This is a genomic window from Paenibacillus eucommiae, from assembly GCF_017874215.1.
Taxonomy (GTDB): domain Bacteria; phylum Bacillota; class Bacilli; order Paenibacillales; family NBRC-103111; genus Paenibacillus_AI; species Paenibacillus_AI eucommiae.
This window is the reverse complement of sequence record NZ_JAGGLB010000043.1, coordinates 23,885-47,441: the sequence shown is the minus strand read 5'-3', so window position 1 is coordinate 47,441 and position 23,557 is coordinate 23,885. Positions and strand designations below refer to the sequence as shown.

The 23,557-nt window shown below is 44.1% G+C and carries 22 protein-coding genes and 2 pseudogenes; 8 read left to right on the top strand and 16 right to left on the bottom strand.

Annotation, left to right across the window (positions count from 1 at the left end; all coding sequences use genetic code 11):
- Positions 1-653: 653 nt before the first annotated feature.
- Both J2Z66_RS37125 and J2Z66_RS37120 read right to left on the bottom strand, forming a co-directional pair.
- Positions 654-3,380, bottom strand: a complete 2,727-nt coding sequence (locus J2Z66_RS37125) for a family 78 glycoside hydrolase catalytic domain (RefSeq protein WP_209978153.1) — start codon at positions 3,378-3,380, stop codon at positions 654-656.
- A 2-nt stretch (positions 3,381-3,382) separates the two neighbouring features.
- The gene (locus tag J2Z66_RS37120) at positions 3,383-4,405 is read right to left on the bottom strand and encodes an SGNH/GDSL hydrolase family protein (RefSeq protein ID WP_209978151.1); all 1,023 of its coding nucleotides are present in this window, start codon (positions 4,403-4,405) and stop codon (positions 3,383-3,385) included.
- A 145-nt stretch (positions 4,406-4,550) separates the two neighbouring features.
- On the opposite strand from J2Z66_RS37120, the gene J2Z66_RS37115 reads away from it, so the two are divergent.
- The gene (locus J2Z66_RS37115; RefSeq protein ID WP_209978149.1) at positions 4,551-5,408 is read left to right on the top strand and encodes an AraC family transcriptional regulator; all 858 of its coding nucleotides are present in this window, start codon (positions 4,551-4,553) and stop codon (positions 5,406-5,408) included.
- 266 nt (positions 5,409-5,674) lie between these two features.
- Entirely contained in the window at positions 5,675-6,337 is a 663-nt protein-coding gene (locus J2Z66_RS37110; RefSeq protein ID WP_209978147.1) for an amidase family protein, read from the top strand.
- Between the two features lie 779 nt (positions 6,338-7,116).
- Here the strand turns inward: J2Z66_RS37110 and J2Z66_RS37105 are convergent.
- Both J2Z66_RS37105 and J2Z66_RS37100 read right to left on the bottom strand, forming a co-directional pair.
- Complete coding sequence (locus tag J2Z66_RS37105) at positions 7,117-7,728, bottom strand: TetR/AcrR family transcriptional regulator (RefSeq protein WP_245376131.1); 612 nt, start codon at positions 7,726-7,728, stop codon at positions 7,117-7,119.
- 300 nt (positions 7,729-8,028) lie between these two features.
- A complete protein-coding gene (locus J2Z66_RS37100) occupies positions 8,029-9,438 on the bottom strand; it encodes an MDR family MFS transporter (protein WP_209978144.1) in 1,410 nt (469 codons plus the stop codon).
- Positions 9,439-9,695: 257 nt separating this feature from the next.
- Here J2Z66_RS37100 and J2Z66_RS37095 point away from each other — a divergent pair.
- The 3 genes and pseudogenes from J2Z66_RS37095 to J2Z66_RS37085 all read left to right on the top strand — a co-directional run.
- Positions 9,696-10,701 (top strand): annotated as a pseudogene (locus J2Z66_RS37095) (Tn3 family transposase); the annotation flags it as partial.
- Between the two features lie 456 nt (positions 10,702-11,157).
- Entirely contained in the window at positions 11,158-11,673 is a 516-nt protein-coding gene (locus J2Z66_RS37090; protein WP_209978142.1) for a hypothetical protein, read from the top strand.
- Between the two features lie 1,304 nt (positions 11,674-12,977).
- A complete protein-coding gene (locus J2Z66_RS37085; RefSeq protein ID WP_312894969.1) occupies positions 12,978-13,142 on the top strand; it encodes a DUF1294 domain-containing protein in 165 nt (54 codons plus the stop codon).
- A gap of 89 nt (positions 13,143-13,231) precedes the next feature.
- On the opposite strand, the gene J2Z66_RS37080 is transcribed toward J2Z66_RS37085, so the two are convergent.
- The gene (locus tag J2Z66_RS37080) at positions 13,232-13,417 is read right to left on the bottom strand and encodes a hypothetical protein (protein WP_209978141.1); all 186 of its coding nucleotides are present in this window, start codon (positions 13,415-13,417) and stop codon (positions 13,232-13,234) included.
- A gap of 327 nt (positions 13,418-13,744) precedes the next feature.
- Between J2Z66_RS37080 and J2Z66_RS37075 the strand changes: the two genes are divergently transcribed.
- On the top strand, positions 13,745-15,211 hold the full coding sequence (locus J2Z66_RS37075; RefSeq protein WP_209978140.1) for an insecticidal delta-endotoxin domain-containing protein: 1,467 nt from the start codon (positions 13,745-13,747) through the stop codon (positions 15,209-15,211).
- On the opposite strand, the gene J2Z66_RS37070 is transcribed toward J2Z66_RS37075, so the two are convergent.
- The 3 genes and pseudogenes from J2Z66_RS37070 to J2Z66_RS44235 form a co-directional block, all read right to left on the bottom strand.
- Entirely contained in the window at positions 15,197-15,652 is a 456-nt protein-coding gene (locus J2Z66_RS37070; RefSeq protein ID WP_209978139.1) for a hypothetical protein, read from the bottom strand. The two genes, J2Z66_RS37075 and J2Z66_RS37070, sit on opposite strands and share 15 nt — an antisense overlap.
- Before the next feature lie 243 nt (positions 15,653-15,895).
- Positions 15,896-16,486, bottom strand: a pseudogene (locus J2Z66_RS37065) (recombinase family protein); the annotation flags it as partial.
- Between the two features lie 203 nt (positions 16,487-16,689).
- The gene (locus tag J2Z66_RS44235; RefSeq protein ID WP_376774546.1) at positions 16,690-16,746 is read right to left on the bottom strand and encodes a hypothetical protein; all 57 of its coding nucleotides are present in this window, start codon (positions 16,744-16,746) and stop codon (positions 16,690-16,692) included.
- Between the two features lie 18 nt (positions 16,747-16,764).
- Between J2Z66_RS44235 and J2Z66_RS37055 the strand changes: the two genes are divergently transcribed.
- A complete protein-coding gene (locus J2Z66_RS37055; RefSeq protein WP_209978138.1) occupies positions 16,765-17,181 on the top strand; it encodes a hypothetical protein in 417 nt (138 codons plus the stop codon).
- 113 nt (positions 17,182-17,294) lie between these two features.
- On the opposite strand, the gene J2Z66_RS37050 is transcribed toward J2Z66_RS37055, so the two are convergent.
- Positions 17,295-17,666 carry a hypothetical protein gene (locus J2Z66_RS37050; RefSeq protein ID WP_209978137.1) on the bottom strand — a complete coding sequence of 124 codons (372 nt, stop codon included), beginning with the start codon at positions 17,664-17,666 and terminating at the stop codon, positions 17,295-17,297.
- 107 nt (positions 17,667-17,773) lie between these two features.
- Between J2Z66_RS37050 and J2Z66_RS37045 the strand changes: the two genes are divergently transcribed.
- Positions 17,774-18,031, top strand: coding sequence for an amidase family protein (locus J2Z66_RS37045; RefSeq protein ID WP_209978134.1), 258 nt, complete (start codon positions 17,774-17,776; stop codon positions 18,029-18,031).
- A 71-nt stretch (positions 18,032-18,102) separates the two neighbouring features.
- On the opposite strand, the gene J2Z66_RS37040 is transcribed toward J2Z66_RS37045, so the two are convergent.
- From J2Z66_RS37040 to J2Z66_RS37010, 7 genes are all read right to left on the bottom strand, one after another.
- Positions 18,103-19,407 carry an aspartate aminotransferase type Ic gene (locus J2Z66_RS37040; RefSeq protein WP_209978132.1) on the bottom strand — a complete coding sequence of 435 codons (1,305 nt, stop codon included), beginning with the start codon at positions 19,405-19,407 and terminating at the stop codon, positions 18,103-18,105.
- 25 nt (positions 19,408-19,432) lie between these two features.
- Entirely contained in the window at positions 19,433-19,825 is a 393-nt protein-coding gene (locus tag J2Z66_RS37035; RefSeq protein ID WP_209978130.1) for a ribbon-helix-helix domain-containing protein, read from the bottom strand.
- A gap of 169 nt (positions 19,826-19,994) precedes the next feature.
- Positions 19,995-20,636 carry a hypothetical protein gene (locus J2Z66_RS37030; protein ID WP_209978128.1) on the bottom strand — a complete coding sequence of 214 codons (642 nt, stop codon included), beginning with the start codon at positions 20,634-20,636 and terminating at the stop codon, positions 19,995-19,997.
- Complete coding sequence (locus J2Z66_RS37025) at positions 20,617-21,786, bottom strand: ABC transporter permease (RefSeq protein ID WP_209978126.1); 1,170 nt, start codon at positions 21,784-21,786, stop codon at positions 20,617-20,619. Before J2Z66_RS37025 ends, J2Z66_RS37030 begins: the two co-directional genes overlap by 20 nt.
- Positions 21,787-21,788: 2 nt before the next feature.
- Entirely contained in the window at positions 21,789-22,652 is an 864-nt protein-coding gene (locus J2Z66_RS37020; protein WP_209978124.1) for an ABC transporter ATP-binding protein, read from the bottom strand.
- A 6-nt stretch (positions 22,653-22,658) separates the two neighbouring features.
- Complete coding sequence (locus J2Z66_RS37015; RefSeq protein WP_209978122.1) at positions 22,659-23,012, bottom strand: hypothetical protein; 354 nt, start codon at positions 23,010-23,012, stop codon at positions 22,659-22,661.
- Positions 23,013-23,014: 2 nt separating this feature from the next.
- On the bottom strand, positions 23,015-23,539 hold the full coding sequence (locus J2Z66_RS37010; protein WP_209978120.1) for an RNA polymerase sigma factor: 525 nt from the start codon (positions 23,537-23,539) through the stop codon (positions 23,015-23,017).
- Positions 23,540-23,557 lie beyond the last annotated feature (18 nt).

Genomic DNA, 23,557 nt, shown 5'->3' with positions numbered 1-23,557 from the left:
TCGATGAAAACTCACCTGTCAGCAGCATTGGAAGCTCCCCCTCCATTGTAGGCAAAAGCCACGTACTCTAACCATAAGTAAAACCTGCGAAAGTGCAGGATTTTTCACCCAAAATCGGTTATGGACCGAGAATTCCTGCAATTGTGCAGCAAAATAGTCACTTGTAGCGCTCAAACGGACAAAAGGCGCCTAAAATCCTGCAGATTCGCAGTAATTTCCTTTATCCAGTGCATTCAGGCCCAAAAAAGATGTACTTATGCATCTTTCTCGTTCCCCATGGCAGGTTGGATTCATTTTGAACCCTAAAATCCGCTTTTTTTTCTTTTCTCCGTAACGATAACGATGTTTTTCATCGTTAAGTCATGCAATCGCCAGCAATCTGGCTCATTAACGATGTTTTTCATCGCTAAACAGCTCTTTCATCCGCGATCAAGGGTAATTCTCTCACTTTAACGATGTTTTTCATCGTTACGAGACGAAATCTCCAGTAATCTGGCTAGTTAGCGATGTTTTTCATCGCTAACTCCGCGCCAGCTCACAAACTACACTTCATACACCGTACCCTACTACCGGACCTTACCGCATCGAAGCGAAAAATAAAGAAAACTCAAGCTAACTATCAGCTTGAGTTTTCTAAAACTATTCAGCCACTCCTATGAAGCTTCAAACACAAACTCATAATCGCCGCCATCAACAGCAATGACGAATCCGTCTGCTGAGAGCTCACAGCTTTTCACTCCGTTTACTCCAGCAATGAAATGCCCCTTATCCCAAATAGTGCCGCCGGATTCCTTCTCCCGGATGATCACACTATCTGCCGTGCCTCCTGCATCAACGACAATGCTTCCATTCGTCGTGACCGGAATTTGTGCCGTAAGCCGGATACTGGTTCCGTCAGCAGAACGGTCCCATCTTACGCTGATTGCGCCGCGCACTGTTGGAATCGTTGCTGATGCAAAGGTAAGATCTTGCGGCATATAAGGCTTAATCTGCACATCGGCAAAGCCCGGCGTAAGGGTACTTATCCCGACCACATACTCCTGAAGCATCCGCGCCGGATAGCCGTTCCATGCATGGCTGTGCGATTCGATATCATCCCAGCCTTCCCACATCGTGGCCGTGCCCTGGGCGATTGTATATCCCCAGCCCGGATACTCTGTCCGGTTGATCAGCCGATATGCAGCCTCCTGCTGCCCATTCTCGAACAACATCCGCAGCAGCGGAAGCGATAGGACAGTCTTGCATTCCCACGGTCTCGACGCCGCGTATTGAACCAGCGCTTCGCGGTCCTCCTCCGGTGCCACACCAGCATAGAGCGCTATGCCCGTAGCCCCTTGATGGGCCTGTTCAGAATTCAACCCATCGCGGAATCTCTTATTTTCCTTATCGAACAGATGCTTCACGATATGTTCCTTAAGCTGATCAGCATGCTGGCGGTAAGTGACACTGATTTGCTCATTGCCTATTATTTTAGCGGTCTCAGACACAATATGCGCTGCCTGATACAGCTTCACATTTTGCACAGTTAAATACAAGGGCTTATCATCTACAGTCGGGTATGGCCAGTCACTAATGTGCCACCCTTTATCGATGGGGACCAAACCATACTGAGGATCGATGATGCCCAGATAATAATCAACCATACGCTTGCCAGGCTCTATATAAGTCTCCAACAAACGCTTATCGCCATACATCCTGTATAACTTCCACATGATCGTGCAATAATGCAGATCCCATTCAGGTATTTGCAGCTCACCGTAAGGTCCATCCACATTCTGTGGATACACGAACGGGAACGTCCCATCCTCCCATTGACCATCGACAAAATCACTGATGACTTTTTCCAGCACATGCCGGGCATCGAAATTGTACAGCAACGCTTCAGCCTGCAAATCGGAATCCGCCAGGTATTGAGCCTGCTCACGATGCGGACAATCTACCATCTGCCCTAATGTATTATTGGTCTGCGTACGAATGCAGGCTTGATACATTTTGTTCAGCAAATCATTTGAACATTCAAAGCTGCCTTCGTAAGCCATGCCTGTGTGGGCGTATGAGATGCGCAGATTTTCGCCTGGAACCAGAAGCTCTGGATAGCCAGTCACCTCGATATAACGAAAGGCTTTATAGGAAAAGCTTGCTTCCCAAGTCTCCTCTTCATCCCCGCGCATCGTATATTGATCATAGTAGTAATCTGCTGGTGTTTCATTACAAACATTATGCTTAACCCAGCCCTGCTCATCCAAATCCTCCGAATAGCGCATCCGTACCGTCACTCCGGCCAAACCGCGCAGCGTGATGGAAGGCCAACCCGAGACAATTCTGCCGGTGTCAAACACCTGTCTCAGAACGCGTTCCTCACCCCGCCCCAAATCTTCGGGGCTATCCTTGAAAGAGTGGAGATAGACGGGGGCAATCGTCTCATTTACAGTTCCTTCAGGAATGGTCTGCCATTTCATCGGCCATTCCTCGGCTGCTATAGTCGCCGCTGCTGCAGGTCCGCATTTAGCTTTATCGAACCCAACCTTCAGCCACTCAGGATCGATGCTTCTTGCGTCATAGTCCTCAACAGCCGACAACAGCCGCATTTGCTGGTACGCTGTCCCCGTTTTATGAGGCATTTCAACAAGCGATTCCCAGGTCGTGTCTGACTTGAAGCTTTCCTGTGTACCATCTACATAAACAACCTCTAATTGTAGACGAAACCCCGGAAGTCCGTTCACATAGTTCTGTCCGTTGCCTCCCAGGTAATGAGCGGCGGCCGCGATACAGCTCGTCCCTTGAGTCAATTGAGCGGTAACATCGTAGGCCACATAATACTTATGCTCATAAGGATTAGTCGGAGCCGGTGAACCATACCCTCCGATCCGTTCGCCATCCAGATAGAGCTGAAACACGTTGTGAGCGGAGGCGAAAATTTTGGCGTAAGCTACTGGCTGACGCAGCTCGATTTCCTTGCGCAAATAGGCAAAATCATTGATCTGAATCTGATCCGACCGCCAAATCCACTGCGCCTGCCAATCATCTGCAAACAAGCCAGTATCAAAGAAAGCAGCCTCTGACTCTACAACTTGCCCATCCGCAACCGAAACGGCCACTTTCCACCAGTACCTGGCATGTCCCTTCAGTTGTACTCCTGCATAATCGGCATACAGCGTAGAGCCATTGACCTTACCGCTATCCCATAGATCAGCTTCACCGTCCTTCAGCTTTTCAGCAGAAGATGCAACCCAAACCTGTGAAGCAGCAAGCACAGCACCTCTATTCGAACTATTCAACTTCCATGAAAAACGGATCGAGCGTTCGTCGATGCCAAGCGGCGCATTTAGCTGATTAACCTGCAGCGAGTAAACCTGGTAATTCTCCTGATTTTCGGCCATCTCTAGACTCCCTCTCCAAAAAAAGCTGCCTCGAACGCCGTAAAATAAATCCAGTGTCCGTAGTCATTGGGATGATTAATATTGTTCAGCAGTAAGCTGCCTGGCGTTTTGCCAGCTTCAAGCTCAAGTACCCATTTGGCATGCGCATCTGCAGCGCCTATTCCATATTCACTTGCCAGGCGCAGCAGCACCTCAGCATACTTGCCAATGGTCCCACTGGTATGCTGCCACAAAGGATTCGGCTCACAAGGTGTTACCAATATAATCACAGCATTACCTTCACTGCGGATCGTCTCAATCATCTCGCGTATATTCGCTTCATATTCAGCAAGCGGCACACCATTCCCAAACTCGAATTTATTCTGGTCATTCATCCCGTAGCCAATCGTTACAAGGTCAGGAGCATGGGAGAGTACATCTGTGGCAACACGTGCAACACCGCCGCGGCTATCCTCACCGCCAATTGCTGTGTTTACAATACGAACGCTTCCGCCCGGATACAAGCCTGATAAACGTTCAGCGAATCTGCCAAAATAAGTATACTTCTCTTCGCTGGCTTCTCCTCCGGTGCTGATGCTGTCACCATGAACTACATAGGTGATTTCTTCTCCGCGCGCCAGCTTCTCCTTTAAACCCTTCAGCACGTCTGGCCCTGCAGGCTCGCGCACTTCAGATTGTGCTCCTGCTTCATCATCGCCCGGCTCATATTCATAATCCGCAAACACCGTGTATTTGGCATTGCTCCAATCCTCGTATTTGGTATGGTCGAAATTTGTGACTCCATACAAAACATTCTTAGACCAGTCCGCTATCCGGCTTCCTGCCGTCCGGCCGATCAGGCCGTTCGCGGCATCCACCACATAATCTTCGCCCTCAACAAAAACTACGGCATCCGGGTGCTCCGCATTCGCATGCGATCTCAAGCGAATACTGCTCGCATCCACATGTCTATAACGCAAAGGAAGCTTCTCTTCCTTCACAAAAACAAACGATTCTGCTATTTGACTCTTGGTCCTGACGGTCATTATGTACCAAGCCTCCATCTTTCTTCCACGATTAATTTTACATACGATTACATAAGAAGTGTAAACCATTCGCCTTGTTGATTAAAGGGGTGAATGTGTTATATTTATAGGTAGATTACATCCTAAAATAAGGATTTGAAAAACTATGAATCACCTCCAGCTTCTGCTGCCCGGCAGCTTGTTCTGGCAGCCCGAATTCCCCATGTGTGTGACCCGGGAACGGGAATTTTTTTCATTAGCCATGCATGTGCATGACTTCATTGAAATCAACTATGTAGCTGAAGGCAAAGGCTTTCATTATATAGGAGAAGAACGGCTGCAGGTGCAGCGGGGAGATCTTTTTATTATTCCAATTGGCACTGCACATGTCTACCGCCCTGTATCGCCTCACGCCGCCCACGAGTTGATTGTGTATAATTGCCTGTTTAGTACGGAGCTGCTGCATAAGTTGTTGAAGGCCCATGCCCTTCCTGCGGAACTGGAACAAATGCTGACCGAAGGAAATGGCGAGTACCGGTACTTCAAAGATAGCCAGCATGAATTCCGGCCGCTCATGGAGCAGTTATTCAAGGAGCATTCCCTTCGTTTATCCGGCTATGAACCCGTTCTATGCGGGCTGCTGCTGCAGCTGCTCATCGGCCTCTACCGCTGCGAAAAACAAGTCCATCGACCAGGCGCTTCCTTTCATCAATTACAAAATGTTTTCGAGTATATGGCTAAGCACTACGCTGAGCCCATCTCATTGGAGCACCTTGCGGGCATGATCCCCATCAGCGTAAGCTACCTGCAGCGACTGTTCAAACGCACAACCGGACAATCCATCACTGAATACCTGCAAAATTTGCGCATCGAGAAAAGCTGCGAGCTGCTGCAGCGTTCGCCGCTGAGTGTCCGCGATATTGCCAGCCAAATCGGCTATAAGGACTTGAAATTTTTTCATGCTTTATTCAAAAAAAAGACTGGCTTCTCCCCGTATCAGTACAGGAAGAAAGCCAATCTTTGAAATAACGGAAAATAGACCGCCTCGCTTAAGGTAACGGGTTCCGTTTTGAGGTAAAAAAAGAAATTGACATAGATAGTGGAGCGAAAACTGGCAACAGTTTGGCGCTCCATTTTTGTTGTATTTGTTTTATTTTTAAATACTAGTCAAAATGGGCTATGTTAACTCTAAATGCTGATATTTGATAATTAGGTTTGAAAAAATTACTTTACAAAGTAATTTTAATCACTATATAGTGTAATTACTATTTAATGTCAGGGAGGAATAAAATGTACCTAAATCGTTCATCGCTTGTTGAAGATTCGGATTTATTACGCAGTGGAAAGATCGAACTGCATGAATATATAGAAAAATATTTAGAGAGGTTAGAACAAATTGAACCCATCATACAAGCATTTGTTGCTCAAGATGATTTAAGAAGTCGATTGAATCAAGAGGCGGTAAAAGTTAAATCAACATACCCTAACCCTAAAGATAGACCGCCATTATATGGAATTCCTGTTGGAATAAAAGATCTGATTCATGTTTCGGGTTTTTTAACTCGTGCTGGCTCCAACCTTCCTCCGCAAATAATAACTGGCGAAGAAGCCTCCATTGTCTCAGATCTTCGCGCACAAGGTGCGCTTATAGCGGGTAAAACCGCAACTGAAGAATTTGCTTATCAAGGTGTCATCCCAACCCGTAACCCTCACAATATAAACCATTCCCCAGGTGGCTCTAGTGCAGGGTCCGCTGCGTCCGTGGCAGCTGGTATATGTCCTTTAGCGATTGGCACCCAAACTTTACGTTCTGTTATCGCCCCTGCTTCTTATTGTGGGGTCGTCGGATACAAACCAAGTTATGCAAGAATACCGATCACGGGAACCATATTTTGTAGCTCGTCGAAAAGCACAGAGGCGGAGTTGCTCCAGGCAAATATAACTGCGAATTGAACTGGCGTTTTTGACCTTGTCCTTGACCTGGGTCTCGCTTTTTTCTTTTAAGACTGGGTTTTGACTTCTCTGAATTGGCTCACTAAAACGATTTGAAGACTATTTGAATGGTATTTTCATTCATAATTGGCATGGTTAAGGCTTATATCTCTAAAAAAAAGCAATGAGGGGCTCCAACCGTATGTGAGGGTTTTAGGAAGAATGCCTGCAGTAGGGAGAAGTACATAATCGATTGATGTGAAATTATTAAGGGGTTCTTTTGAGTTTTTGGTTTACTTCGGAGCAAAGGAGGAATAGAAGTCCAATGGAATCAACCAGATCTAAAGCGCTAAGCTTTAGATCTGGTGAGTGGCTTTGGCTTCCCGACTGAACGAGCTGGGGGATCCAATTGTCTTAATCTTTGAATTTACGAATGCACAGCGTTTTGATTGAACTATTGTGAATGCGAAGGGCCAGTGAAAAATCCCCCTCTTTTCTGAGGGCTGAATCATCGGGAAAAAGCCTTGGAAAAGTATCTCCAAGGCTTACCCTATCCATAATCTCATCAGAGTGAGCAGGCTCCAGTAGGGGTACACATAAAATTATAAGGATTAATTTTAAAGAGTATCTGGATGAAGTTATTCCTGAGCTGTTGAGAAAATAGGCACAGTATAATTGATCAGGGGGGGAAGTTGCATGAAATATACATTTTCTGCTTCTAATAAATCTGTATTCATAAAGAAGGCCAACAAGAAAGATAACTAAAATGGTTAAAACGTTCCTTAGGGTTGATTATTTTACTATTCCTTATCTTGTATCGTTTCGTTTACTTTACACTCAATTCCAATTAGCAGCAATTGTATTCCCGATTCAAACAATTGCTCAGAATCGATATAAAAGTTTTGGTCTTCATATTGTTGAAATAACGGGGAATCTGAAAGATCCTTTGACAATTTATTCTCCTGGCTATCCATCAAAGAGGCCAGCGCACTCCGTTCATATTCGTCCACCGCAAAATTGACCACGAAATTGAATACATGATAGGTATAGCTGATCTTCTGCTTTGCTGACAACGGCGTTGGTTCGATCATCCGCAGCAAGCAATTTATTAGCTGCTTAAAATCAGATTCCGGTATTGTCTTCATCAGCAATTGCGCTGAACAAGCGAATTGTTTCAACTTTCGTCGGATTGTCCATGCACTCTGCAGCAATTGTTCGCTCCATGTCCCTTCGCTCGGGAGTTGAGGAATAATGTCGCGGGCTACATTGTTGGCGAGTGCCTGAAACAGCAATTGCTTGTTATCAAAGTACCAATATATGGTCGGAGCCTGAATATTCAATTCCTTAGCCAAGCCCCGCATTGTGAATTGATCGATACTTTGAACACCCAATATTTTCCAAGAAGCTTCCATAATCTTCTCCTCGGATATGTGGGGTCTCCTCTTCCTCATTTCTATCATCTCCAATGTATCAATAATAAGATCGCGAATCACTACATTATAGCTTATTTAGACAGCGGTTCGCTAATTAACAGGCTGATTACCACTTCAATACTAGATACATATAGTATATGATACGAAACAGCAGTAGCCATGGAAAATAATGTTCAGGCTTACTGCTGTAATATTAGAAATTCTGGGCAAACGCTAATCAACAGACTACGTCGCAAAGCAACTCGTACTCGTCAGTCTAAGATCTGTTTTATTCTGCTCTCATTTTCCTGTTTTTCGATTAGGAATGAACAAAGTTAACAGCAACCCGACAATGGCTAATCCTAAAGTAACGAAGAACGTATGGGAGAACGCTTGGGCCATACCGGGCAAAGTATGATCGTTAAGGCTCAGTTGATTAGTCAGCATGGCCATAACGATCGTGATACCGAAGGAAACGACGATCTGCTGGGCGGATGACGTAATCGGAGTTACTCGGCTAACGAGATCCTTGGGAGCAGAATTCAACACGTGAGTATTCATTTGCATCATCGTTAACCCTTGACCTAGACCTAAGAAGGCGAGACATGCGACGATATAAACCGTACTCGTATTTGCACCAATTTGCGTCATCGCGAACAGGGAGCAGGCCGTAGAAGCTACACCGATAATCGCAACAGGCCGAATGCCGAACTTGTCGAACAATTTGCCGCCGACAATAATGCCAATTGTAGAGAGAATGGCTTGAGGAATGACCATTAACCCCGCATCGAATGCTGATAATCCCTTGACCTGTTGTAAATACAGCGAAAATAACAATATCGAGCCGAACAAAGCCACCATGTTTACCCAAGACAAAGTAATGCCCAGCGTAAAACTTCCTGAACGAAATGCCCTTAACTCTAACAATGGTTGTTTTTGCTTCAGCTCTACAAAAATAAATAGTATCAGCGCTATTAAACCGATTACAAGCGTCGATATTGTTACTACAGAGCCCCATCCATTCGTTCCTCCCTCATGGACGGCGAACACGAGAGAACCGAAGGCAATCGGCGCTAGAAGAGCCCCTTTTATGTCCAGCTTCATTTGTTTGGATGGATTCGACGGACGAAGATATTTTCTTCCCATCACGAAAGCAATGATTCCGACCGGAACGTTAATGAGGAAGATCCACTGCCAATTGACGTAATCGATGAGCCAACCCGACAAGACCGGTCCTAAGATTGGCGCGAGAAGCATCGGCGCCCCCATGACACCCATAATGGCGCCGCGTTTCTCCGGAGGGGCTAGCGTGAACGTCATAGCGATACCGATCGGGGCGACCATACCTCCACCAAGCCCTTGAATAATACGGAATACGATAAGTTGGTCCGCAGTCTGTGCAAGAGAACATAAGACTGAGCCAATGACGAACATAACGATACTAAATAAGAACATTCTCTTCGCCGAGAACCGATCCGAGAACCACCCTGCTAACGGAATGACGGCGGACAATGCTAATGTATAGCAGGTGATAACCCACTGAATGTGCTGTAAACTCGTATCGAATTCATTGACCAACTTAGGAATAGCTACGTTCATAATCGTTCCGTCCAACATGACGACAAACATCCCAATTGCGATGGCTAATAAAGTAGGCAATATCGCTTTTAGTGAGAATGTATCCGGTTTAGCTGCTGCTTGCTCGTGCATAATAGTTTCTCTCCTTTGAACTGCTTTATTCACAAACAAATTTAACGATGTTATCTTTATCTAACTTAGTTAGATAATATCACGGGTTAAATTTCACGTCAAGCAGAATCGGGTTACATCAGAGATGCTGTGTGTAAGTCAATAATATAAGTTCTCCTTCCCACAATTTATTACTCATTTTCCGCGTTAATCTGCCTGTAATCCCGCCTTAATGACCGCTAAGAAAGATTAGCGGTCATTAAGTGTTTTCAAAACACGCGATGAATAAAGCACAAGCTGTTCTTGTTAATTTTCATCATAAGCTGGCTCTACCTTCATATTGGGGGAACGGCACTACTTCCTCTTCTGATGGAATGCGCGTCCAGATCGGTGTATCGTCACTTCACGCAGATGCGAATCCTCACTACGGGACTGGAAAAGGAGCAACGATATATCGCTTCGTAAGCGACCAGTTTTCCACGTTCTACACGAAAGTCATCAATACAAACGCTCGGGATGCCGTACATGTCATCGACGGTTTGCTCCACCACGAAACGGACTTGTCCATCGAGGAGCATTATACGGATACAGCCGGTTACACCGATCAAGTCTTTGGTTTAACGCATTTGCTTGGATTTCTCTTTGCGCCGCGACTTGGCTGATTCCAAGCTCTACGCTATCGGAAAACCTTCTAATTTCCCTAAATTGGAGAAGCTGCTTCGCGGGCAGATTAATATCAATATCATTCAAGAGAACTACGACGATGTTCTCCGTCTGGCTCACTCCATCCGGGAAGGAACCGTTTCGGCATCACTCATTATGGGGAAAATCGGCTCCTATGCAAGACAAAATAGGCTTGCTACCGCGCTGCGAGAAATGGGGCGTATCGAGAAAACGATCTTCATCTTGGATTAACTTTCGAGCGAGGCGCTGCGGAGAAAAATTCATCGAGGGTTGAATAAAGGAGAAGCTATGAATGCATTGGCCAGAGCGATCTTCTTCGGCAAACATGGCGAGCTGCGGGAACGTGCCCTACAAGATCAGCTCCAACGGGCAAGTGCGTTGAACATTATCATCAATGCTATTAGCGTTTGGAATACCATCTATCTCCAACAAGCAACTGAGCACCGCAAAAATCAAGGTAAGCTTCAGGAAGAACTGCTAAATCACATTTCCCCCCTTGGATGGGAACACATCAATTTTCTAGGCGAATACAAATTCAACTTCAAGCAGAATACGTCTCTCAATTCATTACGACCGCTGAAACAACAGGAAGTTGAATGATTGGTGGTCCGGGTGATATAGCCCGGACTATTTGGCTTAGAGTAAGAAAAAACGCTTAGCCGGGTACATCCGAAGGCTTAGCGTATATTTTCGTTAAAATGTTGGCGGTACCCCCAGTATAGTTAAAAATTTATTTCGATAAACGTGTTGTATTTATCGGTCTAAATTTTCCCTTATTAATGAGCGGCTGAACAGAGATAAGAGCTTTGGGAATAGCTCTTACTGCTGTATTCCCATCAGACTCGTTCAAAATAATTTGGAAATATAAATAAAAGTTGCTATTTAAGTTACTGTTTGGTATCCATTTGATCAGTACCATTCTCTGATACACCATCATTGACTACTTGGTATGGAGGTTTCCGGTGGAGGAATACACCGAGCAGGTCATTCCAAACGGGGACACCTCACAACCTAAAATAATGCGTGTTGCCACGCTATAAATTGGAGGAAAAAACTATGTCAGTTGCTAGTCATTTTCAAACTACTTACAACGGTAAAGTGGTTATGCTTATTAAAGCCGATATTGACTGCGTGTCCGTTGAAAATATTGCAGGTTCTGTTCCAAACTCAGGCAAGTACGGCGTAAACGGTACGTTCTTCGATCCTGCTACTGGAGACCTTTTGGGTATTGCCATTAAAGGCGGTCTTGCAGTCAAGACTGGAGGTCTCCAATCAGGGCAAACATGCGCTGTCAGCACCAAGAGGGGAACCATGTACAATTACTCTCCTGCCTATAATTTTTCGTTCCTTGAAACTAAGGTCGTGAAGAACCACACTGATTCAGGTGCAACCGCATCCCAAATGAAGTGGGCAATCGGTGGTTACAGCTTGCATCCGAATAGAACCTATACCATGTGCGAAACGCTGCAGACGGACAACAATTGCGAATTGGACCGACTTGCTCTTGCTCTTGTTCTTGACCGGCTCTTGATCTGGTTCTTGATCTGGCCCCATGACCTGCTCATTTATTAGTCCTATCTAAAATGGCAAGAAAAAAAGAGCATCCTGGTTGAATGCTCTTGAAAGTAAGGTATATGGTTATTAAAACTTCGTCAGCAAAGGAGGATAAGAAGTTCAATGGAATCTACCAGGTCTTAGGTGCTTTAGCGCCTTAGTCCTGGTTATTCGCTTGAACTTCCTGACTGGCGAACTGGGGGAAGCAAATTCTATAATCATTACATCAAATGTCCCTTTTTTCATACATTTTCGGTAAATTTTCTATATTCTTAGCTTGTTTTAGTCGCTTGGAGCGTTTACCCGGCACTTTCCTCCATAGCTTTCTCAAAAAGTGTTGCTTACCTGACGTTAATTCAATATATTTTATATTAATAGATATACACACATAGTAATAAAAACAGCATATCCCAAAAGCCACAAGCTATCTCTAAAACTGCCTAATGGAATAAACATGGTGCTCTTGCCTACTTTTTCAAAAAGAAAAATAAGATAAACTATGAATAGCATAAATACTGTTGTTCCCTTTGTTATTTCAAGCAAAAACCGCATGATCCCATAGTAACCTTTTAACCAGAAAGGTTTTTTCATGAGAAATTGCTGCCATTTGAATTCATGGTAGATTAAGCTGTTAAGTTTTAGATATTCTTGCCTTACTTGTTGCCACCTCGAACATCTATCATGAGCCATTTTAAATCTTCACAAAGCGTTGAGGAAGTAGCTATGATATATATGAAAGAAAGCACTTCAAACGTTTTGTCCAATAACTGTCATTATCACTTATTAAGGATGTTGTCAAGAAACGACTACCAACTCCCAACGAATACGTTTTCCATCTTGCCCCGCGGCTTTATGTTCCGAGTGATCTGAGCAAGAAGAAGGTCAGAATCGAAATATTAGGTGTGGACGCTGGTGGGTAATCTATTTTCAACCATTCAACAGTTCAGCCGCAGCGTTGGGGGAATAAACAGTTTTTCTATAATCAGTTCGATTGATCGCAACAGTTATCTGGATCCTGATGCTAAATTGATTGTTCATGACATCCAGAATCACTTCGAGATCCAAGAGAGCATTACTCTGAGTAACTTCCCCATAGAACTTCACAGTTTTTCACCCTGGAGGTAACTATTATTCGGATTGGTACGTATCGCAGGTGGAGGAAAAGTGATATTTTCTCATTTTTTACATATTGAGAAAATTCAGACTTTCGTAATTTTAATCTCTGTAGGAATCTTTTAAGAAAGAGAAAAAGTCGCATTAATTCATAAAACTAAAGGGAGAGTGTGCATTATTGAATAAATATTCTAATTATCTATATAGCCGTGCTAAATCTTATTGGCTTCGCACTAATGGGCTACGATAAATCTCAGGCACGCAAGGGAGGTCAGCGGGTTCCTGAAAAACGTCTATTTACATTAGGAGCACTGGGTGGGGCGCTTGGAACTTGGATCGGTATGAGGACTGAATCATACACATGCATAAATTGAATAATGGATGTTTTATTTATAAAGGCTTTAATTATTCACTATTTTAATGAATGCATTCTTTTTTTGTGATTAATAATTACAATCACTATTTAATGCATAAAAATAAAGCCTCTTACGTCTTCATGGCTGTCCACTGCCTGACAGTACGTACCAATGTCATAATCGGCAAAAGGTGCAGGGATCCAATACCATTCCGATGCGCAGTGCTCCAGCCCGTAGGAATAGCTGTTGGTGAAATGGATATTGGCGATGGAATGGTCAGCTTTGATGTTCATAACGATCCTCACGATCTAATCTTTTATAATGCCATTAATTTAGGGCTCTGCAACCCCATTATATCAATGAAATGCTGAGCATACCAGAACCACAAATTCACCAGACACGGCGAATTCATGATACCGTAAATGCCGCTGGAGTCACGGCTTTTGGAAATCGCGTCCATTACAACGAAACCTAAGGATTTACCCGATTCCATATCCCATGATATAATTGATTAGGGAAATAATAAAATAGGAAGGAGGCGATTTCAAACGTGATATGAAGCTTTCTAATGTTACCCAACATTTCAAGAAAGTAATTTCAAACTGGAAAGTGAGGTATGCATGATGTCAACCGATCAACAATCTGTCATTCAGGCTCAGTCAGTCAACGAGGCTTCTGAACAAATTATTACCGCGCAGTTGAAGTATGAGATGGATTACAATAACGCCGCCCTGGTCATCATTTCTACGGGGCTCAGTCAAGTACCGGTAGCAGGATTTGCGTTAAGCGCTCTTGTCGAAATTTTTTGGCCTTCTTCGCAACAAGATGTATGGGCGGAGATCGAGGAAAAAGTAGAACAACTCGTGAATCAGAAAATCAGCGAATTGGTCTATCAACAAGTTGAAGAAAGTCTTAGGGGGTTGCATAACAATTTAAACGAGTATTTGTGGGCCGTGCAAAATACTTCGGATAAGAGCTATATCACGCAAAAATTCAACATTGCCCAGGGACACTTTATTCAGGAGCTTCCTCATTTTCAATCCAAAGGATACGAATTACTGCTGCTTCCCCTATTTGCACAATTCGCAAACTTGCATCTAAGCCTCTTGCGTGATGGGGTCATATACGGCGCCAACTGGGGATGGGACGAAGATATACAGCGTTATCTGCGCGAAACAATTGTTAAAACCATTGAGGAATATGTTAAATACACGGATAGTACGTATACTACTGCTTTAGAGGAAACACAAAAGAAAGCTCCCAGCAACAAAAGCTATGTCGAACCGTTCAATACCGTAAACAGGTTTACCAGGGAAATGACCTTGACCGTCTTGGACTTTAAAACGACGTGGCCGTATTATGATCCGACTCAGTACCCCGACCCCACCCAGATTTACCTGGATCGGGAAATTTATTCCGATGCCTTAGGATCAGCAGATGACAGCGGACCAATTAAGCTTCCTTCACCACCTACAAAACCCATTACGGACATTGAAGTATGGGCTTGGGATCGAATCGATGGATGTCGGGTTACTTATGTACAAGGAGGTGGACCGGACGGTGTGACTCAGACACCTCAAATGGGAGTTCAAACCGCTAAAAACCCCGAACCCCCATATGGAGGCGTGTTCGACCTAAAGGCTCGCGGGCATGTTGTTGGGGTCAAGGCGCGTACGGGTGCTACCTTGAATGCATGGTGGTTCACCTTCAGCGATGGCTCGACCAGTAATCAACTGGGGGGTCATTATAAGGGCGGTGACGATCACAGTTTCAGTTACCCCGACGAGATCCTGTCCAGCATTAAAATAATGGGAATCAGTAATTACTACAAAAGTGCGGATTGTGTCGTCTTCGGATTTAAATTCAATCCGGAATCAACAGTGCCGGAATCCGCAGTTTTGCGTACGATGTACGTGGCGTCGCCTGCTAGAATTAGTCCACAAGAACTGGCTCGTTATGTCGGAGCTGAAGATGTTGATGAATTCGGAAAATGCATTCAGGAATGGGTCGATTTATATCATTGGGATACAATGCGCCAAACCCATTGGGACAAAATACGCACGATGATTGACTCACCCGATCAATAATCCGATAACCGTCCGCCGACCGCGGGCGGTTATTTTCGGTGCGCCACGCATGGCGATTAACTTTCGATAAAAATCATTTTTAAATGAATGCATAAATTCTTCCCATAGCTTATTATCTCTTGTGTTTTTAAAGCCTCTGTATTTGTCACTAAGGTCATAAAAGGTTTCCAGCAGTTCCTCATCATCAAGTTTGTATATTTGAGTGTTAGAGGAAAGATATTTACTAAAAAAACTATCTAACAAATCCTCTCTTTGCTTTTTCTCTTCAGGCAGTGTTTGAATGAAAATAGCTCTTAGTTCATGATACAAAGGACTCCAAATATCTTTAACATTTTCTTTCGAGTAATCAATGACCCTATCTTTTATTTTGGTTCGTTGACCATAATAATAAGCAAGAGTCATGGATACAATCGCAGCCAGTAAAGGCACATAATTATTCATCAACCTTCTCGCCCTTTCATTTTAATGTATAGGTGATTTAGCCCTTTTACCATGGTCCGCTTTACCTTCGATAAAGTGCCCTCAGAAATCTAAAACTATCTCTAAATAAAACATACTTCCATTTTCTTGGGGTTGTCCGGTATATTCCCTCAATTACTCACGCTAAATAAGATTCATATCCCAAATTTGATCGGCCGCGGCAATAAATTGTTGATATTTTCGAATCAACATGTACACTGCTTATTAATTTGCTAAAGACTCCTCGTATTCCTTCACTCTCCGATAAAAAGTTCGCGCCTTCATATTCAACAATCTCATTGCGTCCACAGCCTTTATCGAACCAGATTTCCATTCATAATAAACACGAATAAATTCAGCCGTTATCAATTTTTTGGGCCGACCAAATTGTACACCACTCGCCTTCGCTACCTCTATGCCCTCTGCTTGCAGCAGTCTGTTCTTCGTTCTCTCTTTCTCGGCCATGTAAGCAAGTAAGCTTAAAAGCTAGTCTTCCATTACCTTTCCAAGGTCCCCCATTTCTCGAAACTTACGGCTATCAAACAACGTTTCGTTGTCCAAACACACTATGTCTGCATCAATCTCGCGCGTGATAAATTTCCACTCACTAATGATACCATCATAATCTCTTCCCAATCTATCTAGAGAATCCAAATAGACAAGATCGCCTGGCCGAATGATCATTCGCATTGCCTGATAGCGAGCCCGAACAAAATCCTTAACCCTCTGCTTATCGACAAATATAAATCGTTCCTCTATCCCCAACTCCCGAAACTTTACAAGCTGCCTTTCCGGATTCTGATCTTTGGAGGATACTTCCTTCCTCTATCAATAGTGAAATCGGAGCATAGGTTGCTTGAGTATTGTTGGTTTAATTGTCGTAGTTGTCGGTTGTCTGATCTATTATTTCGGTTTCTCTATGAGCCATTCAAAAGGAGAATTGATAAATACAGTAAATTCCCTTAGAAGTTTATTTAAGGATGTTCGCGTTCCCTCTTGGAGGAAAGGGTTAGCTGATACTATTCTCTGCGCCAATCAAACTTATCTTTTGTAACATTTAATTTTTGATCATTAATAATAATTGTAGTTGGGCATTGAACCCAGGTGATGGAGATGGTGTTTCAAATGTATATGATAGTGGTTACTTTACTAACGTTAATTACACTGCTGGACTTATCGTTGATGACGGAGAATACAACCAATTATATCTAAAGAATAATTGGAGAATTCTTTCCAGTAGAACAGCTACGATAAATAGCGATGAGCATCGTATCGCTTTCCGAGTCGGCTGGATTGATACTAATAATAACGGAGTTGTTGATGTTAGTTCAGATCTGGTTGACTATCACTTCATGGTTCAGAATGACACTGGTAAATGGTCTGAAAAACATGGTCAGCAACCATCCGTTAACTCCGCCATTACTGACCCAAGCTCTTTTAGCTGGGATCTTGGCACTTATAGTAATTTTTATAATAGCGCTACCGTATACATTGCTGCAAGGCATTGGTAGTTTTCAAGCATAGTTTAAAAGAAAGGAGTCTGTCTCTTATCGAGAAGGCTCCTTTTTTCAAACCAATTTCTTCTACCATTTTTTTGATTGATGAATCTATAGCCTCATTTGAATTATGGCTTCTTATTTTCCAACACGTTTTGAATGTATTGGTAGACTTCTTCACTAATTTTTGCATCAAGATCATGTTCAATAATTTTAATGTCAAGGAATTCACCGTTTTCATATTCATATCTAAAAATAGATATTCCAGATCCAATATCCTTGGTGTTGCCTAATGCATTTATTATTTCTTTGTACGTCATATCCTTTGTTATTTGAGTCAATTGAAACGACGTTATTTTTCTTATCTCATTTGTTATTCCTAGGATTTCAGTATTATGTTTTTTAGCATCATTTGACTGATTTGAATTGTTAGAGCATCCGAGTAACGCCGTCATTAAAGTAACAAAAACTAAAATAAATACCTTTTTCCGGATATGCATTGCAATTCCCCTTCCTTTTTGTAGCATGTATCGTTTACAAATAAAACAACTTCTGGTCGTTCGCTTCTTGGTTTAGAGTATCAGCCTCTAAACTTGAATTAGACTCAATGATTCGAGAAGGAATTGATCTCTGGGTTTCTCCTGCACAGGCTGGACCCGCTCCCGAAGGATTTAAAGAAACGGGACGCGCTGGAATGACGTCAATATGGACATACGCTGGCGTCCCAACCATAAGTATTCCCAATGCAAAAATTAATGGAATGCCACTCGGTTTTCAGTGTATTGCTGGCTATGGTGAAGATGAATCCCTACTCCATTGGGCAAAGGAAATAGAAGATATTTTAAAAAGACACAACAAAGAATAATTGACACCACAAGAAACCCGCCTCTTATAGAAGACGGGTTTCTCCATGTCGCAAAAATCAAAATCAATCATTTATTCCCCCTGCTGACCCATAACCTTCTCAAGACTCACAATCTGCACGCAAAGGCACAGCACCTGAATAGCGGTCTTCAATTCTGTCAGCGATGGGTAGGTAGGTGCTATCCGAATATTCCGATCCTGCGGGTCCTTGCCATAAGGATATGTAGCACCTGCTTTAGTTAGGGTGACCCCTGCCCCGGCTGCCATAGCCACAATGGCTTTCGCACAGCCATCCAAAGTGTTAAGGCTGATGAAATATCCTCCGTTCGGCTTATGCCAGGAAGCTATTTGCTTATCGCCTAATTCTGCTTCAAGCAGGCTGATCACCAAATCGAACTTGGGCTTGATAAGTTCAGCGTGCTTCTTCATATGATGATGAACAGCATTCATGTCAGGAAAAAATCGGACGTGCCGCAGCTGATTAATCTTATCAGGACCGATCGTCTGAACCGAAAGCTGCTTGCGAATCGCCGCCAGATTGTTCTCACTCGCGGCCATAACAGCAACGCCGGAACCGGGAAAAGTGATCTTCGAGGTGGAAGCGAACTGCAGCACACGATCCGGATTGCCTGCAGCTTTGCAAGCATCCATCATATTTTTCAACGGGTCCGGCTGATCTGTCAAATGATGAATCGTATAAGCATCGTCCCAGATGATTCTGAAATCTCCCGCCTTCGTCTTCATACTGGCAAGTCTGTCTACAACCTCATCCGAATAGGTGATCCCGTCAGGATTGCTGTACTTGGGGACACACCAAATTCCCTTGATCGCATCATCCTCGCTGACCAGCTTTTCCACGGCATCCATGTCCGGCCCTTCATTAGTCATTCTGATCGTAATCATCTCAATTTGAAAAAGCTCACATATGGCAAAATGTCTATCGTATCCCGGGCTAGGACACAGAAATTTAACGACTGGCAGCTTACCCCAGGCAGTCCCGCCTCCTGGCACACCATGCAGCATAGCTCTGGCAATCGTATCATGCATCATGTTAAGGCTGGAGTTGCCGCCTATTAGAACTTCTTTCGCGCTAACGCCCAGTATTTGGGCAAATAGCTCCTTCGCCTCGGAAATACCGTCAAGGCCGCCGTAATTGCGCAGATCCGTGCCATCCGCAGCATGCAAACTGTCAGAGGATTTTACCAAATCGAGCATCTCCATAGAGATGTCCAGCTGTTCCGGGCAAGGTTTCCCTCTGGACATATCCAGCGAGAGCTTTTGCGACTTATAGTCATCATATTCCTTTTGCAGCTTAACATAATAATTATTTAACTCCTCTTGCCCTAATGCTGCAAAAAAAGCAGTAAAATCAACCATCTGTTCCACTCCCATCACCTAGAGGCTATTTACTTTGATTTAATCCCTGAAGAAACTTTCTCACTTCATTGGATGCTTTTATCATGCCATACACCTTTACTTTTACAAAAGCCTTCTTGACCAATTCGAGATCTGCATCTTCATCAATCACAAGAGCCCCGACGATTTTGACCTCTATTTGTTTCCCAGCTTGCAACGCTTCTTCCAAACGCCTGCGATTAAAATCCACAACGCCAATAACAAAATATTTTTCTGAAACGTACTGCTTCAGCTCGTGGGAATGGTTTTGAAGCTGATTACGGATAGCAATACGAATAAAATCAGTTCTATTGGAATAAAAACCTTGATCAACCAAAAGGTCAACCTGCCCTAAATCAACGGGACCTAGATTAATTGTGATCTTCTCTGTATCAGCCATCTAATTCCCCCTCAACATCCTTTTACGAACTAATAGAACCATCTGTTAAAAATCTAATAAACATCTAATATACATCTAATATACATCTAATAACCATCCATATGGATGTTATCATACAATAAAATCCCTTTATTTACAAGTCAAAATGAAACCATAACAGAACTAAATTTCAACTGCGCCGCCAAATCACCCACAAATTAAAAGCCAGCAGAACTAGCGCAACAACAGCCAGCACAAACTTCCCGCTCTCAAAACGGCCATCCAGCAAACTGAATAAGTATAAATCCCCTGTGTACTTTCCCTTCGTAAATAACTCCAATACATAGTACATAAATGAACCGATATACGCGGCAGCAATATTGCCCGTGATGGTTGCTATCGTTAATCCAACTGCCCCTAACAATACAGTAGAAATCCATACACCGCCCACCATTTCGGGAAAGGAAAACTGTCCGCCTTGGCCATAGGCAAGCAGCGCAATCGCAGCAACCATGATCCCTAGTAATCCAACCGAAAGAACGATACGGATCAGCACCATATAGACATGACGTACGGATCGCGGAAAAATCGTCTCATGAACCGAATCTGTCTGCTCCGGCATCGTGATATGGGGCAGCATAAAAATCCCCAGCAGCGACACATACATCTCCCCAATTTGCGCCATTTCCTTAAAATCGACAAAGCGGAGGTTGAACATCAAGCAGATCAAGATGACGTAGACTAAGCCAATGAACGGATAGACGCTGCCGCTTATTTTCGCATTGTAATAGATAAGTTTAGGGAAGTTGGCTCTAAGCTTTGGCTGATGCACCTGCATGCCCCCGCTTTCTGTTCCAAATCCATATGACCAGCCACATAATCGCAAGCGAAAGCAGCACATAGAAAATCCGGTTGACCATGATAGCAGAGCTCCACTGCACGTAATTATCGTATCCACCGAAAGTATTGTAGCGAATTACAAATTTACGCAAGCCGTATTCGCCTTCCAGCGGCATCATCGTGCTCATCCAGAGCAGAAATTGAAGCGGTATCGCCACCAAGGTATATTTCGTCAACACGGAAACCAGCATCCCGAGTGCCACAGTCACCATGATGGTAGGCAATAGCCAAGCAAATGTATACTTATAGAAGGCAAAATAAGCAAAATCCAGATGCTCCGCAGCGGCAATTTTGGTTAAAGAAAACTCCGCATGCGTTGCCACCGCCAAATAACCAAGTAGAAGGATCAAGCAAACGGCAGCATACTTCGGCAGCACATACCTCCAGGAGGAAAAGCTTCGACTGTAAATGATCTCCTGCATCCTGGTGCGCCTGTCTCTCCCCAGCACAAAAGCAGATAGGAATACCGGGAAAAATCCGGCCGTAATCCCCATATAATCCGCGAAAAGCCTGCCTCCGGCATTTGTAAGCCTGTCCTTTTCCAGCAGATCCTTGTAATCCTGCACAGCATCCTCATAGGTTTTCTCTTTATATAAAATGGAAGGCCGCAGCTTATCGCCATAAGCCGTTGAACCACCGAGCTTTTTATCGAGACTGCGAACCAGCTCCAAGTATTTCTCATACGTCACTGCAAACTCCATCCTGGAGTCATCTTCAGCCATTTCGGAAGTCAGACCGCCTGGCAGTAACGTTTCCAGCGTTTGTTCCATCGCCGCCAACTGCTGCTCATCCAGCTTGACGGACTTGTTCATAAATAGTAAAGGCTTCGAAATCTCACCCGCTTGATAATCCCATTCCAATTGCCAGACCATTTTGACCATTTCATCACGCGGCTCCGTAATCGTCTTCTGCCCGTAATAAATCCTTTCACCCTGAGCTTCTGCTTTCGGCTTTAAATCGGCAATAGAACCGGGAGGATCAAATTGTGTTACATAAAAAAGGATCACCGCCACAAGAAACATATAGAACGTAAGATTGCCAAACTGATACTTTAATTCTTTACCCATTAGTGAAAAAAACATCGTCACGCCTCCCCCATCAGCTTCATGTAGGCATCCTCGATCGTTGGCCGGACCGCTTCAGCATGGCTGAACGGGCGCTCTGAACCAAGCAATCTGAGCCGGATACTGTCACCTTCCGAAACCGTGGAAATGATGGCATACTTCTCACGAATGCTTTCCAGCTCCTGACGTTCTATAGCCGCTGTCCACACATGGCCCTCTGCCTGCAGCAGCAGCCCCTTCACTTTCCCCTCATACAGCAGCTGTCCTTGCTTCAGGACGGCCAAATTCTCGCAAGTAAATTCAATATCCTCCACAATATGCGTAGATAAAATCACAATTCTCCCCTCGGAAAAATCCCTCAGCAAATTACGGAAGCGGATTCGTTCCTCCGGGTCCAAGCCAGCCGTAGGCTCATCCACAATCAGCACCTGCGGATCGTGAATGATGGCCTGTGCAATGCCCAGCCTTCGCTTCATTCCCCCTGACAGCGAGCGCACCTTCGTCTTCATTTGAGCTTCAAGATTCACTTTGGCCAGCAGCAGCCTGATCTTTTCCTTGCGGGCCTTACGATCATCAAGCCCTGAAAGAATGGCCAAATAGTCCATGGCTTCATATACCGTAAAAGACGGATATACCGAGAAATCCTGCGGCAAATAGCCTACCATGCTGCGGATTTTCATTTTATCTTCAATCGGAACCCCCGCCATCTGGATGCTCCCTTCGCTTTTGGGCAGCAGCGTTGTCAGAATCCGCATCAGGCTTGTCTTGCCTGCGCCATTGGGACCAAGCAAGCCGAACATGCCCTCGCCAATGCGCAAATTCACTTTGTTTAGCGCCTTTTTTTCACCGAATCTTTTGGATAGCTGTTGAATTTGGATTTCCATGCTCGTTCACCTCTTAATTAAATTGTCATCTTTATCTTCTATTGTCTGCACATACTCATGAATCACCCCGGCGCACATCCACAGGACAGACATACATAGAACAATCCCTATAGAGAAGCCGTTTACGAAAAATACAACCCCAGAACCAATAAGCAGCGCAAGCATGGCAAGCCTGTATACGAGCATCCTTTTAGCGAATAGCTTATTGTGCCTGCGCGAGCTTGTCAGCTCCAGATGCTGCTGTGTTTTTTCTTTCAGTTGGAGCCTCATTACTTTGTCTAAAACACCATTCATGAATTGCTGCTCTTCAGCATTTAGCACTAAAGGCTCATGCTCATGCTGCTTGGACTCTTTTTCCACCGTCATCCCTCCTGTTCGAGTAACAGCTTCATTTTTTTCCTTGCCCTATAGATCAGGATTTTCATCTGCACCGTGCTTTTTCGCATGATCGCTGAAGCCTCTTTATAGGAAAATTGCTCGATATCGATTAAATACACCGCCGTCCGATAGTCCGTTTTCAGCTGCTTCATCGTTTCATACAAGAACACTTTTTTCTCGCGCTGCAGCACTTCCTCTTCCGTCGTCTGTCGGCTCATAAGCTCAGCTTCTTCGTACTGGACTTTGCTATGTTTGCGTAAATAATCGACGCACTTATTGCGAATAATCGTAAATAAATAAGTCTTAAACTTATAATTGCTGTTGAACCGCGCCCGATACACATAAAATTCGGCAAAGCTTTCCTGGGCAATATCCTCAGCCGTATGAAAATCCTTAACAAAGTGCTGCCCGAACACGATCGCGCTGCGGCGGTACTTCAGGACAAGCCTTTCAAAGGCGTCCAGATTCCCTTCCAAAAAAAGCTCAATCCAGTGCTGATCCTCGTCCATCTTGTCCCTCCCCTCAGC